We start from the raw sequence: 14665 nt of genomic DNA, 5'->3' as shown, positions 1-14665 counted from the left end.
TTGAACGGCGCGCTCGCGAGGACCAGGAACCCGCTCGCGCGGGACGGATCCAGCTGCACGCCGTCTCGATATGCAATTGCCTCCTGGGGCCGTCTTGAAGCTTCTGACGATGGCCGCGCAGGGGTCGGGCCAGTGTTGGAGCTCCTTTGGGGCTCAGCGGCCCACGCGGGCGATTGCCGCGCCCAGGCCCTGCTCCACGACGTTCCGGTAGAGGCCCTCGGGAACGTGGGGCAGAGCGTCGACGGCCTGTTGGTAGTGCGCGCGAGCCGTGGCGAAATCGCCCCGGTCCTCGGCGCACCTGCCCAGGTTGAGGTGGAGCGACGCGAAGAAGGGGCGCACGCGGTCATCATCCACGGCCTGGGCCCGATCGAGCGACACCTGGTTCCAGTGTCGGGCGCCCTCCGGCGTGAGCTGATGTCGCGCGAGGTAGTGGGCCGCGATGCAGGCCTCGTAGTCGTCGGTGGCAACGTCCCACGCCCGTTGGAAGCACTCCTGTGCCTCCTCCGGACGGCGGGCGGCTTCCGCCTGCATGCCCTGGCTGCACAGCTTCACGACGGGATTCTCCGGGTCCATGCCCTGGAGGATGCACCGGCCCCTCGGCCCTTGCGATGCCGTGACGGACCGCGGCCCCGGAGGGGCTCGTGCCGGCCCCCACCGTCCCCCTCTTCACGGCGCGCGGAAGGGGTCGAAATCACTCCACGAGGACCCCAACTCCAGCGTCAGAGCGTCTTGAGGTACTCGATGATGGCCAGACGCTCCGGGTCGGTGAGCACGGAGTTGAACTCGTGGCCGCCGTTGTCCTGGCCGAAGGCGTTGGTGTTGTAGATCTTCCGGTCCTCCAACTGCTGCCGCGTGCGGGTGGGCGGGAAGAGGATGTTCCAGGAAAGAGCCAGGTTGCTGAAGAGCACGTTCATCATCTCCTGCGCCAGGGGCGTGGTGAACTCGTCGCCCGGCTGGCAGTTGATGTACGGCGACACCGCTGGATTCAGGGGCGTGCGCCACTTGCAGGGGATGGTGTCGTACTTCCAGCCGAGCTTGGAGGAGTCGTAGGCGCGTTGCAGGTCCGTGTCGAAGCCCATGAGGCTCAGCGGCTGATCCCACCGCGGCGGCGCGGAGACCCGGCGCCAGATGGGCTTGCGGTCGGCGGGCTTGAGCACCTCCCAGACATTGGGAACCGAGCCGTTGTGCAAGTACGGCGAGGTGGCCCAGACCCCGTACAGCGGCGGCGCGAGGTAGCCGAGCTCCCGATTGCCACGGATGTGCGGCTGGTTCTGCGGACCACAGTCGTTGGCGGTGCCAGCCGTTGAGGGGTAGCCGAAGAAGTTCTTGGCGCCCGAGGACTGAACCGCCGCGTTGTTGGTGTTCACCCGGACCGGGTCCGTGCCAATGATTCTCAGCGGGGCGATGTAGCTCGCCATGCCCTCCAGCGCTGGTGTCGCCAGGAAGGCCGGGTTGTTGACGTAGCGGGGCGAGTAGGCCCCATGGCAGCTCGCGCACGAGCCGTTGCCCTGCGGCCGCGGCACGGCGTTGTTGCGCGCCGGTGCCCACATGTCGAGCGTGTGGAACAGCACCGCCCCCTGCTCGGCCAGCGTCTGGTTGATGGGCAGTGGATAGGGCGGTGACTTGAGGGAATCCACCCAGGTGTTGAGCGCCGGGCCGTTGGTCCGCATCCAGTCCTGGCCCGCTTCACTCAGCGGCCCGCCGGCGCTTCCGAACAGGCCAATGAACGGCGTGTAGAACACCATGTCCACGCGCGGCGCATCCATGGGGAAGACGCCGTCGACGAACTTCACCGGCCGGTGCCCCATGTTCCACCAGGCGGGCGTATCCATTCCGGCGGTCGAGCCGGAGTTGATGAGCCCAATCACCTCGGAAGGCGTCAGCAGGTTCTCGTCCGGGAACAGGAAGGCGAGGTTGATGTCGCTGGCGTTGTTGGTGCCACGGGTCCGGTTGAGGTTCAGGAACGTGGCGAGCGACGCGGGGTAGCCCAGGGGCAACAGGTCGCTCAGGAACAGGTCCAGGTCCGCCAGGCTGCTGCCGCCGCCCACCTGCACCCCAAGGCCCGGGCCATCCCCGGGTTTGCCCACCATGCCGCTGTGACAGGCATGACAGGTGACGCCGATGCGGCCGCTCCAGCTCCCATCCGGGTTGCGAAGCTGCGTGAGCATCTGCGGCAGTTGTCCGCTCCCGCCGTTGGAGAGATTCGGAAGCTGCCCGGGCAATGGATAGGGATTGCGCGCGGTGCTCTGCCCCGACCCGTAGCGCTGGGCGACCAGGGTGTCGAAGTTGTCGGGACGGAAGAGAAAGCCCCAGACGCGCCACAGTTCGTTGTACTGGGCCGCGGAGAAGGTCGCGATGCCGAACGCAGCCTCGGGCCGTGTGTAGTCGTTGCCGGTGAACAGCACGCCCACGTCGGGATGGCCGTTGGTCAGCAGCCCCTCGCCATGAGCGAAGCGCGCACGCAGCTCGCCACAGGTCTTCGCCGCTCCCTGTTCCTTCACTGCCACCGGGTCGACATGACAGTTCTTCCAGTAGGCATTGAAGTGCACCGCCCTCCCGTCACTGATGCCGGGCTGCACCAGGGTCCGGGGATCCACCGGCAGGAGCGCACTGTCCGGCTTGCCACAGCAGAAGTCCCACTGCGCCGAACCGCCTCGACTGCTCCCCAGCAAATCACTCGCGGCGCTGACGCCAGGCACCGCCAACGTCGCCAAGACAGACAGCATGCGAACGAATGGCACGGCGGCGCCGCTTCCGACGAACGGCCTTCTCTCAACGCGCATGAACTCCTCCTGCTTCGCGGCGGACTTTGCTGACGGCGAGGCGGAGGAGCGCGCGGAGGATGAGGGTCGGGCGCCTCGCTAAGCGAAACGATAGGTCTCTATTGGCAGTCCGTCAATAACGGATGGAAGGCCCGAGGCGCCCGGGTGGGGACGTCAGGGTTTGCCCAGCAGCTCCAGCGCGGAGGTGGTCATCAGGGTGACGCCTGTGCGCAGCGCGCGCTCTCGGTCCGGCGCGTAGAGTGGCGAGTGAGGTGAGGGCAGCGCCTCCTCCGTACCCTTGGCCTCGGTGAAGCGTTTGGGTTCGGTGATGCCCAGCCACAGCATCACCGAGGGCACGCCCGCGCGGCCGTACTCGGAGAAGTCCTCTCCGCCCATGACGGATGGCGTCTCGCTGAGGTTCTTCTCGCCCAGCACCTTGCCCACCGCGGCCACCAGCCGCTTCGTGAGTTCCGGGTCATTGTAGGTGGCGGGCGTGCCTTCGGTGACGTTGACGGTGGGGGGACGGGGCGCTCCAGATGCCATCGCCTCCGCCTTGGCGATGCGCTCGATGCCAGCCAGCAGCGCCTTGCGCACCTCCGGCTTGTACGTGCGCAGAGTGATCTGCAGGCGCACCTCGTCCGGGATGATGTTGCTCTTGGTGCCACCGTGGATGGAGCCCACCGTGAGCACGGCCGGCTCCAGCGGGCTCTTCTCCCGGCTGACGAGCGTCTGCAGCGAGAGGACGGTGCGTGCCGCCATCACCACCGGGTCCACGGTGGTGTGCGGGTACGCACCGTGCCCGCCCTTGCCGTAGAGGGTGACGTCCACCGAGTCCACGCTCGCCAGCGCATAGCCGGGGGTGAACTGCACCATCCCCGCCGCGGCGTTGGCCACGGTGTGCATGGCCACGGCGACGTCCGGCTTGGGGAAGCGCGTGAACAGGCCGTCCGCCAGCATCTGCCGGGCCCCGGCTCCAATCTCCTCGGCCGGCTGCCCCACCAGCATCAGCGTGCCACGCCACCGGTCCTTCGTCCGCGCCAGCAGCGTGGCCGTGCCAATCCATGACGTCATGTGCACGTCGTGCCCGCACGCGTGCATCACCGAGACTTCCGTCCCGCCTGCATCCTTCGCCTTCGTCTTGCTGGCGTAGGGAAGCCCCGTCTTCTCCTCCACCGGAAGCCCGTCCAGGTCCGTGCGCAGCATCACCGTGGGGCCCTTGCCATTGCGCAACAGGGCGACCACGCCGTGCCCGCCCACCTTGGGCGTCACCTCGAAGCCGAGCTTGCGCAGGCGCTCGGCCAGCTTCGCCGCCGTCTTCTCCTCCTGGAGTGACAGCTCGGGCGTCTGGTGCAGGTCGCGGTAGAGCGCATCCAGTTCGGGGTACAGCGCGTCCAGGCCCGCGAGGACCGTGGGAGGGGGCGCCGCCGCGAGCGCGAGGCCGCCGGGCGCCGCGACACAGGCGAAGAGCAGGGGAAGCAGGGGGAGCGTTTTCACCAGGGGGTCTCCTGACCGTCAGGGAGCCCTCACTGTACTCGGGCGAGGCATACATTCGAGGCGGGGGGACATATGTCCACGAGCAATCTTCCGATCGAGGTCGAGCTCATCTACGAGCTCATGCCCTGCAACGCCATGCGCTCGGCGCAGGAACCCCTCAGGCCGCCCCATCCCTGCGCCTATTTCCGTCAGTGGGGGAGCTACCACAGCTACGACTACGTGGAGGACAGCCCGCCTCTCGAGCCAGGCATCGTCCACCCGGCGAAGTACGTAGGGCGCGCCCCCCTGGTCCCCGAGGCGCTGAGTGGCTGCCGTAAGGCCCCCATCATGGCGGTGGGGATCAACCCCAACCTCCCGGCGTGGTGGAGCGCGAAGCGCCAGTCGCTCTACCCGCTATTCGACGACTACCAGCAATACGCGCACTACTTCCGGTACCGCGCGGTGGACAAGCTGGAGGTGCCGCGCGCCGACTACGAGCGCTTCGGCGGCGGTGAGCAGGACACGCCGTACTCCGACTTCGAGCTTCAAGTGCCCGAAGATGAGAGCGGTGCTCGCCGCGTACCGCTCAAGCTCCAGCCCCAGAAGATGTATGAGACGTATCAGGGGCTGCTGGACGCCGTGGCGGAGGAGATGGGCTGGAGCAATCACAAGCTCCGCGTAGGGGAGGACCTCTCCTACGGGAACATGGTGGCGTGTCCCTCGGCGAAGTGGACCACGAGAGCCTCCCCGGAGGATCCGAAGCTGCCCCCGATGACTGTCGCCCAGCGGGATGGCATTGTCAGCGAGTGCTTCCGCGAGCGGAGGTACTTCCTCCGACAGCTCTTCCAGAGCCTTCCCTCCGTGCTGCTGTGCTTCAGCCAGAGCACCGCGAACGCGCTCATCTCCGAGTTGAAGTCTCTCTTCGTGAAGGGAAATCCCCAGCCGGGGGAGCCGCTGGAGTCGCTGATGTCCCGGGAGATCCGCCTGCGGTTCGGCGCCGCGCCGGATGGCAGCGAGCTGGGTGCGCGAGTCATCTTCGCGCCTCACATCACCGGGGACTCCGCCGACTTCGAGAAGTCCCGAGCGCGGGTCATCGAGCAGCTCCTGGAGGAGGCCAGGGCGGGACGGCTCGCCATGAATCCACAGACCGGGCACCTGCGGCGCCCCAGGGGCGCCTGCGTCCTCTGCACCCTGATGCGGATTGGTCCGTGTGACTACGAGCGTGAGCTGCAGCCGCTCAGCCAGCAGCCGGCGCTCACCGCCGCCTCGCCCGGGCCGCTCCTGGCCAGGGAGAAGTCCGCACAGCTCGCGTGGGTGCGAGAGACACTGGCCGTGTCCCCTCCGGTTCCGGTGGCCTGGGGCGACACGGATGAAGAGGCAGGGGAGCGCTTCGATTCGAAAGACCTGCCGTGAACCCCCTGCGCGGAGCCGTGCGCCGTAAGCCCCTCACGCGAAGGTGGCGCTGCGCAGGATCATCACGTCGGCGAAGTCGTGGCGCCGCGGCGCGAGACACAGCGCCCCCTGCGACACCTGCTCGAGGAAGTGCTCGCCGTAGTCGTGGCGGGGGCCCGAGGCGTACACGGTGATGTCCCGGGCCCGCGCGACGTCTCCGAGCATCCGGGCCACCGCGTGCGCCACCTCTCCCCAGAAGGGGAAGTACAGATAGAACGCGGTGCCGTCCGACAGGTCCACGTCTCGGACATCCGCGTGGATGAACTCCAGGTTCGGCAGCGCGAAACGTGCGCTATTGCCGCGCGCGGACTCGACGTATGTCTTTGCGAACTCCACGCCCTTGACCCGGGCGGAGGAGCTCGCGGCGACTGTGATGGCGAACTTCCCGTTGCCACAGCCGAGATCGTAGACCGTGTCGCGCGGCCCTGGCTTCGCGATGGAGAGGAAGTCGGAGATGCGCTGGGCCCGGGAGGCCAGGTTCACCTGACCGAATGGGGGGCGGTCCTGGCCGGTGGTGATGCGTGAAATGCGCAGCAGGCCCTCGAGCCAGTCATCCGCCGCAGTGCTCGCGCGTCCCGTGGCCTCGGTGAAGCCGAGCCCCTCCCACTGCTCCCGGAAGCGTGCCGGTGAGAGGTTCCCCGTTCGAAGCAGCTGGGCGATGTCATCTCCGGCCGCATCCAGTGCCTCGGACACCAGGAGTGCACGCACCTGCAGCGCGTCCCAGAGCGCCTGGAGCTCCGGACGGGCCCGCACATCCAGAAGGAGCAACTCCGGTTCCACGTTCTCCTTCACGAAGGCGAACCGCTCAAGGAGCTCCCACTGCGCGCCCAGGCCCAACGTCCGCGAATCCCTTGGGGCCAGGAGGGCCTCGGCGCGCTCGGCCCACCAGGGAGGGGCAGGTAGGACGGGGGTAGAGGGCGGCATGGGGCAGGAGGCTATCAAACAGCCAGGTCCCATGTTGGGGCAGGTCCAGGGCCGCCCCTCTACCCACGTCGTGAAGGCACTCCGCTCGGTACCGCGCTTGATTCCAGTCCTGGGGCCCCGGCTCACCAGCCCGTTGCTGATAGACGGCGCCGACGTTCCGGGTCCACTGAAGGTGTGGCATCACCCGCGCCGAGGGCTCCAGCAGCCAGGCTTCGCGTCAGCGGTAGTAGGGCGAGAGCGCGCTGGAGACGCGCGCCAGCAGATCCTCGGACTGCAACCGCTCCTCGCCCGTGAGCGACGGGAGCTGCGCGGTGAGCGTGTCGCGGGCCTCGCGCAGCGCCGAGTACGCGGGCAGTGTCTGGAATTGCTTCAGGATGTCCACCATGGCGCGGCGGGCCGCGTAGCCGCGCACGCCGTCCACGTTGAGCAGGATGCCGCGCACGTCCGCCATCACCGGCGCCGTGAACTGCGGCGTGGTGGGCGCATTCGCGGTGAAGATGCCGCCGCGCGACGACACCGGGTCCAGGTAGAGGCGCGTGAGGACGCGGCGGGCGAGCTCATCCGCGCGGGAGGCGTAGACCGCGGGCGCGCCCGGAGGCACGACGAGCGGCGGCCGCACCTGGGCCAGGATGTCCTGGTACGCCCGCACCTGCTCCGTCCCGGCCCGCACGAAGCCCAGGACCTGGTTGGTGCGGGTGCTGAGGGTGAGGTTGAGCCGGTTGGTGACCGAGGCCGTGGTGAGGAAGCTCTGCGCGTAGACGTTGAAGTCCGCCAGCGTGAAGCTGAACGTGTCACTCGTGCGGTCGTACATGGCACAGCGCGGGTCGGTGAACCGGTCTTGATCCGTGCAGAACGCCCAGGTGGGCAGCTGGGTGTCCAGCCCGTAGAGGTAGCGCACCGCCTGCACGTCGTAGGGGCCCGGCGCGCTGTCCAGGACGGAGTCCTCGTTCGCGACGTAGTCCATCACGGAGCTGCTGCGCAGGCCCGTGGGCGTGCCGTCGTAAGCGAGCGATCCGGCGAAGTTGTGGCGCAGGCCCAGCGTGTGGCCAATCTCATGCAACACCACGTGCGTGAGGTAGGCCTCCACCTTCTGCTTCTTCGTCCGCGGAGTGACCGCCGTCAGCGACGACGCGAGGCCAGCCTCCGGGTCGCCGAAGCGCTCGAGGACGTTCAGGTCGCACAGCTGCTCCGCCTTCATCCCGGACCAGGACATGCTCACGGGCGAGAGCGTCCGCGCCCGTGCGGCGGCGAACGCACCGGGGTCGCTCTCGAAGGTCTCGTCCCCGAGCACCAGCCACATGGCCGGCAGGTAGACGCTGGCGCCGCGCAGCTCGCTGGTGTTGGGGTTGATGCGGAAGTTCGCGAAGGCGTAGGGCACGCCCTCGTCCGGGTCGAAGATGAGGACGTTCTTGTCGTCATCCGCGAAGTCGAGCCCCGCGCCGCCCACCGTGGCCTCCAGGACCTTGAAGCCGAACGCCTGGTTCCAACCCTCCACGCCGCGCTTGATGGCGCCCACCAGGTCATAGTCCTGGAAGCGCGGGTCGGCCTGGATCGAGAGCACGGAGGGGGTAATGAACCAGGAGATGGGCTTCATCCCGGGGTGGATGTTCCACTTCATCGCCGGGATGTCCTGCCAGCCACCGGCGTTGGTGATGAAGCTCGGCGCTCCCGCGAAGTAGAGCGTCTGCTCGGGCATGGCCGTGGGCGTGTAGCCGGGCCCCTCCTTGTAGCGGCGCAGGGCGAGGCCGAGCGTGCCGGAGGCGCGGTAGCCATTGGGCTCCAGGTAGTCCGCGGCGAACGGATCGGACACCTCCGAGTAGCCCGTGAAGACCTGCTCGAAGGCGATGCCGTCGGTGATGGGGTGGAAGCGCTGCGCGAAGCTCAGCTCCGTCTGGAATCGGGTGGAGACGGACAACGAGTCCCCCATCACGCCGAAGCGGTTGAGCCCCGCCGACGGGTCGATGAGCACGTACTGGTCGGCGTTGCGCAGACGGTTGAAGGGGCCGTAGTCGGTGACGACGGGGTAGGCCTCCACCAGCACCTGTGGGTCGAACACGTCGCTGAGCTTCTTGCGGTCGTCCACATCCACCACGAAGAGCCGGCCGTTCTGCTCCTGGAAGGAGACCACCCGCGTGCCCAGGGACCTGCCAGCGCCGAAGAGCACCCCTCCCGGATGGAGCTGCTTGAGGAACGCGGACAGGAACCACTTCTGCTTCAGCTCGCTGCGCTTGATGGCCAGGTAGAAGTGGGTGCCCGCGTCCTCCACGATTCCGGACAGGCGCTGTTCCACCTGTTGGCGCTGCTCCGTGCTCGTGGCCCGGGGCACCGCCACGAAGGCGTCCTCCAGGCTGACGGCCAGCGAGGCTTCGGGGGCTTCCGTTTCAGTCACGGGCCCGCCGGTGTCACAGCCGCCGCTCGTCAACATCACCACCAGCGACGCGGCGCCGAGCCAGCGGCGCCGCGAAGACCACGCCCGTCCAAGCATCGAATCACTCCAGAGGGTTGGGGCGGCATCGCGCCGCCCGTTGCACCGGAGGAACGACATTTCGGAGGGGGGCATACCGGAAGGGCGCCAGGCTTCGGAAGAAGCCCTCCACTGCGCAAGGACTTTCAACCCGGACGATATGCCGGCCCGGTTCTCGCCCGCGACAGGGCGCCCGGACGTTGGTGGCATCGGGGGCCTTCTTGCGGACGCTCGACGCGCATGGGGGGCGCGTCTCAGCGGCGAGCCGGGCCCCGGGCTGGTGCCTTGGTGTGATGGCGCGCGCTCCCACCGTGCCTATCTCTGGCGGGAGCATTCGAAGGGGAATCCGCCATGGACATCATCGACCTCATCGACCGGACCCGCGACAGCATCTCCGCGCGCAGCGTCTTCGGCCAACCCATCCAGCAGGGGGAGGTCACCGTGATTCCCGTCGCGCGCGTGAGGGGCGGTGGAGGCGGCGGTGGGGGCGAGGGCCCGGTACCTGAGGCCAACTCAAGGGAGGGCATGGGACATGGGGAGGGCACAGGCTTTGGGCTGAGCGCGCGTCCGGCCGGCGCCTTCGTCATCCGCGGAGACAGGGTGTCGTGGCTGCCCGTCGTGGAGCCCACGCGCATCATCCTCGGCCTGCAGGTGCTGGCTGGCATCGCCCTGCTCGTCCACTCGCTCACGCGGCAGCGTGGCCATGACCGTCACGTTTTCGCTGCCTAGAGAGGACATCACATCGCTGGCCGGACGCCGCCTACCAACAGCTCTCCCAAACCGTCAGGAACAAGCGAGCGGGAGTCGGGTCACGTGCCCTGGAATCGAAGCGCGACTTCCTTCAGGTGTGTTCGGCACATGAAGAGATAGGCAGTCCACACATCGCCCCAACTGGCATCCGTCACATCAGAGGGAGAGAGCTGCAGCAGCAGCTCCATCAGCTCCCCACAAACGGTGCATCGTGGTGTCTGGTCTGGGCCGTTCACCCAATTGGGATATCCGCCGAGCACGACCCCTCTGTTGCGTGAGTGGGGTTTCTCGCGGGCGTGGGTTAGCTCACTGGCGACTCGAGCCACCACGTGCCAGTTCTCCCACGCCTGCCGAGCACCGGAGTTTCCGGGGACTCGGTCCCAGAGCGGGGGACAGTGCACCTCGAACCCAACGTCATCAGGGAGCGATTGTTCGAGTCGTGGGGTCACGAATCGAGGCTCGAACTCTTGCCAGTGGTAGCCTTTAGAGGCATCCGGCTCCAGTCGGAGTTCGCATGCCTGGGAAGGCGAGAGCGACGGGTACGCCATCACCCGAAATCCTTCCCGCTCCTTGATTCCGTCCCGCGGCTTTTTGGGGTGCAGCGGGCCGCAGTCCCAGCAGTAGAAGAACGTGAAGAAGGCGATGCCGAGCGTGGGCGAGTGCCGAGCGTCTCGTCCATGGTTCACCTGCGCAACGAAGCTCAGGAGATGGCCGCGGTCACAGATGGGCCACCGTTCGCCACCGCGCCCCGTGGGCACGCCACCGAAGCGCGTGGCAAGCAGCGAGTCGTCGCGGGAGGAAGCTCCCGGCACCAGCATCGTGCGCTGGCGAATCAACGGACGTAGCCATCGACCGACCTCGTCCGCGCTGAGGGCATCGATTTTGTCGCTCCGGGCCTTGGACATGGGCGGTGAACGTAGCCTGCCGGGCAGACGGAGCGAAGGCGCGCGGGCAATTGCATCCAGCCCCAACCGTGAGTCGCGGACGGACAGCCACTCGCTTCTAGCGCAGCGCCGCGAGGGCCGCGCCGACCTTCGCCACCGTCACCGACACGGGCGTCGTCACCTCTGGAGCGAAGATGGCCACGCGGAGCTCCTCGAAGGCCCACCGCAGCTCCTGCGCTGCCTCCTGGTCACGCACGGTGGCGCTCCTGGCGAGGAAGGTGTCCCACAGAGGGGTGAAGGGCGCGGCCTTCCCTGCGTCCTTGCTGGGGTTCGCCACCGCACGCGACAGCCGTGCCTGGGCCGCGCGGAGGTAGCGCGGGTAGTTCAGCAGGCGCGCGAAGGGAATCCACTCGATGAGCTTCGCGGGGAACAGCTGCCCGAGCTGCGAGCGGATGTCCCGCACGGCCGCCGCGCCGCTCTGCCCCTTGGAGGCTGCCTTGAGTGCGGCGAGCGTCTCAGCGAGCTCCGCGGAGGTGGCAACGACGACGTTCGTCCAGTCCCGGGCCGTCTGCTCGATGCGCGGAGAGCCCTCATGGACCAGCGCCTCGAAGGCCGCCTTCGTCCGGGGCAGCGGCGCACCCGGTGCGAGCTTGAACGCATCGTCGACGCTGCGTGCGAGGACAAGCGCCCGGAAGGCGTCGGCCTGGCCCTTCGCGGGCGGCGCGCCGTCCAGGGACGGGAAGGGAAGCGGCATGCGCGCGGCGCTGACGGCCACGTGTCCGCGCGCGGCGAGCATCAGGAGCCGGCGGACCCCCGTGCGCGTGGCCGCTTCGGCGGCGGGGGAGGTCTCGAGCAGCACCAGGTCCACGGCAGCGCCCCGGTCGACGAGCGCGGGATAACTGCGGACATCGAGCCCGCTGACTCGCCGGGTAACAAAGGGGGGCAGCTCGCCGAAGGTCCAGGCTGTCAGCCCCTTGCGCTCCCAGTCCGAAGTCGGTGCCGCGCTGCGCAGCGCCGCCCGTGCATGTCCCCCGTACTTCTCGAGCAGCGCGTCGGCGTCGCGGCTTTTCGCGAGCTCCTTTCCCCGCTCGTCGAGCACCCGGAGCGTGATGCGCAGGTACGGCACCACCGCATCTGCCCGGAAGGACTCCTCGGGCACGTCCGCGCCGCACAGCCGGGACACCGCACGCGCGAGCGCAGGAATCATCGGCCCGCGGAAGGGCACCAGCTCCTTCTGGAGACGGTCGACCAATTCCGGCACCGGTCCCAACTGCTTGCGCTGGGCGCGGGGGACCTGCTCGAGCAGGGCGGTGAGCTTCTCCCGCTGCCACCCGGGGATGGTCCAGTCGAGCTCACCGGGGACCAGCTGGGCGAGCAGCAGCAGCGGCACGCTCAGGGTGATGCCGTCATCATCGGCCGAGGGGTCGAAGGTGTACGTCACCGGTACGGACGCGCCGTGCAGGGTGATGGAGTCCGGGTAGTGCGCCGGGGACAGGCCCGGGTCGTGCGAGAGGGCATCCTCCATCGTGAGGATGAGCACGTCGGGGTCGGCCGCCTCGGCCTTGCGGCGCCAGTCCTCGAAGCCCGCTCCGTCCGTCACGTCCGCCGGGACGCGCTGGTCGAAGAACGTCAGCAGCGCCTCGCTGTCTAACAGCTCGCTGCGCCGGGCCTTGTCCCGCAGTCGCGCCACGTGCTCGAGCACCTGTTGGTTCTCCTCCTGGAACGCCCCCCGGGTGCGGTACTCGCCGCGCACCAGGGCATGCTCGAGGAACATCAGCCGTGCCCGGGCGGGGTCCATGCTGGACAGGGACACGGGGCGCTCCTTGAAGACCTGAAGCCCGAAGAGGGTCGCGTTCTCCTTCACGATGGCGCGCGCGGACTTCTCCGACCAGTGCGGTTCGGAGTAGCTGCGCTTGAGCAGGTGGGGGGCCGCCGACGCGAGCCACTCCGGTTCGAGCTTCGCCACCGTGCGCGCGAACAGCTGGGTCGTCTCCACGAGTTCGAACGCCATCGCCCAGGCAGGGGGCTTTTTCGAGAGCGCCGACGAGGGATGAACCATGAAGCGTGTCTGCTTCGCGCCCGTGTAGTGGCGCTGCTCCGGATTCCACTGGCCGATGCGGGACAGGAGCCCGGTGAGGAGCGCCTGGTGCAGGACGTCCCCGCGCGCCGGTGCGCCGCGGCCCTTGCGAGGCAGGCGCAGCTCGCGGACGGTCTCCTCGAGCTGGCGCTGAACGTCTCGCCATTCGCGCACCCGCAGGAAGGACAGGAAGTTGTCCCGGCACACGCGCCGCAGATGGGACGTCCCGCGCTCCTCGGCCTCGCGCACGAACGCCCACAGCTTGAGCAGCCCCGTGAAGTCCGAGTGCTCGTCACGGAAGCGCCGGTGCAACTCGTCCGCCTTCTGCGCCAGCTCCCGTGGCCGCTCGCGCGGGTCCTGCAGGTTGAGCGCCGCGGCGACGATGAGCACCTCGTCCACGCACCCGTACTCGGCGCCGGCGAGAATCATCCGCGCGATGCGCGGGTCCACCGGGAAGCGCGCGAGCTGGTGCCCGAGCGGCGTCAAGGTGCGCTCCTTGCCCTCGATGGCCCCGAGCTCCTCGAGCACCCGCCAGCCCTCGGCGATGGCCCTCGGCTGGGGCGGGTCGAGGAAGGGGAAGTCCTCGACGTCACCGAGGCCGAGGGACTTCATCCGCAGGATGACCCCCGCGAGCCCGGTGCGTTTGATCTCCGGGTCGGTGAAGGCGGGCCGCGTGGTGAAGCTCACCTCGTCATAGAGGCGCACGCAGATGCCCTCGCGCACGCGTCCGCAGCGCCCCTTGCGCTGGTCGGCGCTGGCCTGGGAGACCGGCTCGATTTGCAGGCGCGTGGTGCCCGAGCGTGGGTCGTAGCGCGACAGGCGCGCCACCCCCGTGTCCACGACGTACACGATGCCCGGGATGGTGATCGACGTCTCCGCGACGTTGGTGGCGAGGATGACCCGTCGCTGGGGGATGGTGGCGAAGACGCGCGACTGCTCGGAGGCCGACAGGCGCGAATACAGGGGCTGCACCACCGTGCCGCGGAGCTCGCGCGCGTTCAGGGCATTCTCGGCCTCGCGGATCTCCCGCTCGCCAGGGAGGAACACGAGCACGTCCCCGTCCGGGTCGAGCGAGAGCACGTTCGCCACCGAATCGGCGACGGAGTCGGCGAGCTCGTCGTCCTCGGGGGGCGGCTCGTACAGCACGTCCACCGGAAAGGTACGGCCCTCCACCTGGATGACGGGAGCGCCCCCGAAGAACTGTGAGAAGCGCTCGGTCTCGATGGTGGCCGAGCTCACCACCACCTTGAGGTCGGGGCGTCTGGGGAGGATGCGCCTGAGCCACCCGAGCAGGAAGTCGATGGTGAGGCTGCGCTCGTGGGCCTCGTCGAGCACGATGGTGTCGTAGCGGCTCAGCAGCGGGTCGCTGTGGATCTGCGCGAGCAGGACGCCGTCGGTCATGAACTTCACGGCCGTCCGCCGGGTCGAGCGGTCCTCGAAGCGAATCTGGTAGCCGACGTCCGTACCCAGCTCCGTGCCGAGCTCGCGAGCCACGCGCGCCGCCACGCTCGTCGCGGCGATACGCCGGGGCTGGGTGACGCCAATCTGGCGCGGGCGGCCGCGCCCCATGGCGAGCAGGATCTTCGGCAGCTGCGTCGTCTTCCCTGAGCCGGTGGCCCCCGCGACAATGACCACCTGATGGGCGGAGATGGCCGCGGTGATGTCCTCCACCCGGCTCGAGATGGGGAGCTCGGGGGGAAAGCGCAGGGTGGGCAGGCCGCCGGGGGAGGGAACGGATGAGTCGCCGGACATGGTGGTATGGACTAGCACTGAAGCGCGCGCTCCGCCCCTGAGGAATCGTGTGGGAGCCTGCTCGGCGGGCGTTCCTGGGGAATTCTCCCTGCAGGCCAGTCCGCACCTGCATGCGAGCCGTGGGAGT

The 14665-nt window shown here is 68.6% G+C and carries 9 protein-coding genes; 2 read left to right on the top strand and 7 right to left on the bottom strand.

Going from position 1 to position 14665, the window contains the following annotated elements; all coding sequences use genetic code 11:
• Window positions 1–153 precede the first annotated feature (153 nt).
• The 3 genes from D7Y04_RS28025 to D7Y04_RS28015 all read right to left on the bottom strand — a co-directional run bounded on the left by D7Y04_RS28025 (window position 154) and on the right by D7Y04_RS28015 (window position 4256).
• Window positions 154–573, bottom strand: coding sequence for a tetratricopeptide repeat protein (locus tag D7Y04_RS28025; RefSeq protein ID WP_121761252.1), 420 nt, complete (start codon window positions 571–573; stop codon window positions 154–156).
• A 146-nt stretch (window positions 574–719) separates the two neighbouring features.
• On the bottom strand, window positions 720–2741 hold the full coding sequence (locus D7Y04_RS28020; RefSeq protein ID WP_233601609.1) for a hypothetical protein: 2022 nt from the start codon (window positions 2739–2741) through the stop codon (window positions 720–722).
• A gap of 195 nt (window positions 2742–2936) precedes the next feature.
• Complete coding sequence (locus tag D7Y04_RS28015) at window positions 2937–4256, bottom strand: amidohydrolase (protein WP_120595583.1); 1320 nt, start codon at window positions 4254–4256, stop codon at window positions 2937–2939.
• A 72-nt stretch (window positions 4257–4328) separates the two neighbouring features.
• Here D7Y04_RS28015 and D7Y04_RS28010 point away from each other — a divergent pair, with 72 nt between their 5' ends.
• Complete coding sequence (locus tag D7Y04_RS28010; protein ID WP_121761250.1) at window positions 4329–5648, top strand: hypothetical protein; 1320 nt, start codon at window positions 4329–4331, stop codon at window positions 5646–5648.
• Window positions 5649–5681: 33 nt separating this feature from the next.
• Here D7Y04_RS28010 and D7Y04_RS28005 read toward each other — a convergent pair whose 3' ends face one another.
• Together D7Y04_RS28005 and D7Y04_RS28000 are read right to left on the bottom strand one after the other, a co-directional pair.
• Window positions 5682–6611: a methyltransferase domain-containing protein gene (locus D7Y04_RS28005; RefSeq protein WP_158627595.1), complete on the bottom strand. Its 930-nt coding sequence runs from the start codon at window positions 6609–6611 to the stop codon at window positions 5682–5684.
• Window positions 6612–6828: 217 nt separating this feature from the next.
• On the bottom strand, window positions 6829–9096 hold the full coding sequence (locus D7Y04_RS28000) for a zinc-dependent metalloprotease (protein ID WP_121761249.1): 2268 nt from the start codon (window positions 9094–9096) through the stop codon (window positions 6829–6831).
• 330 nt (window positions 9097–9426) lie between these two features.
• Between D7Y04_RS28000 and D7Y04_RS27995 the strand changes: the two genes are divergently transcribed.
• Window positions 9427–9804 (top strand): spore germination protein GerW family protein, encoded by a 378-nt coding sequence (locus tag D7Y04_RS27995; RefSeq protein WP_120595587.1) that lies wholly within the window; start codon window positions 9427–9429, stop codon window positions 9802–9804.
• Window positions 9805–9884: 80 nt separating this feature from the next.
• Here the strand turns inward: D7Y04_RS27995 and D7Y04_RS27990 are convergent, their stop codons facing one another.
• Window positions 9885–10730 (bottom strand): DUF1963 domain-containing protein, encoded by an 846-nt coding sequence (locus D7Y04_RS27990; protein ID WP_121761248.1) that lies wholly within the window; start codon window positions 10728–10730, stop codon window positions 9885–9887.
• Between the two features lie 97 nt (window positions 10731–10827).
• Complete coding sequence (gene hrpA / locus D7Y04_RS27985; protein ID WP_121761247.1) at window positions 10828–14538, bottom strand: ATP-dependent RNA helicase HrpA; 3711 nt, start codon at window positions 14536–14538, stop codon at window positions 10828–10830.
• Between the last annotated feature and the right edge of the window lie 127 nt (window positions 14539–14665).

The sequence above is a fragment of the Corallococcus sp. AB038B genome, from assembly GCF_003668955.1.
In the GTDB taxonomy this organism is placed as follows: Bacteria; Myxococcota; Myxococcia; order Myxococcales; family Myxococcaceae; genus Corallococcus; species Corallococcus exiguus.
Note: the sequence above shows the minus strand (reverse complement) of the source record. Positions and strands in the feature narration are given on the sequence as shown.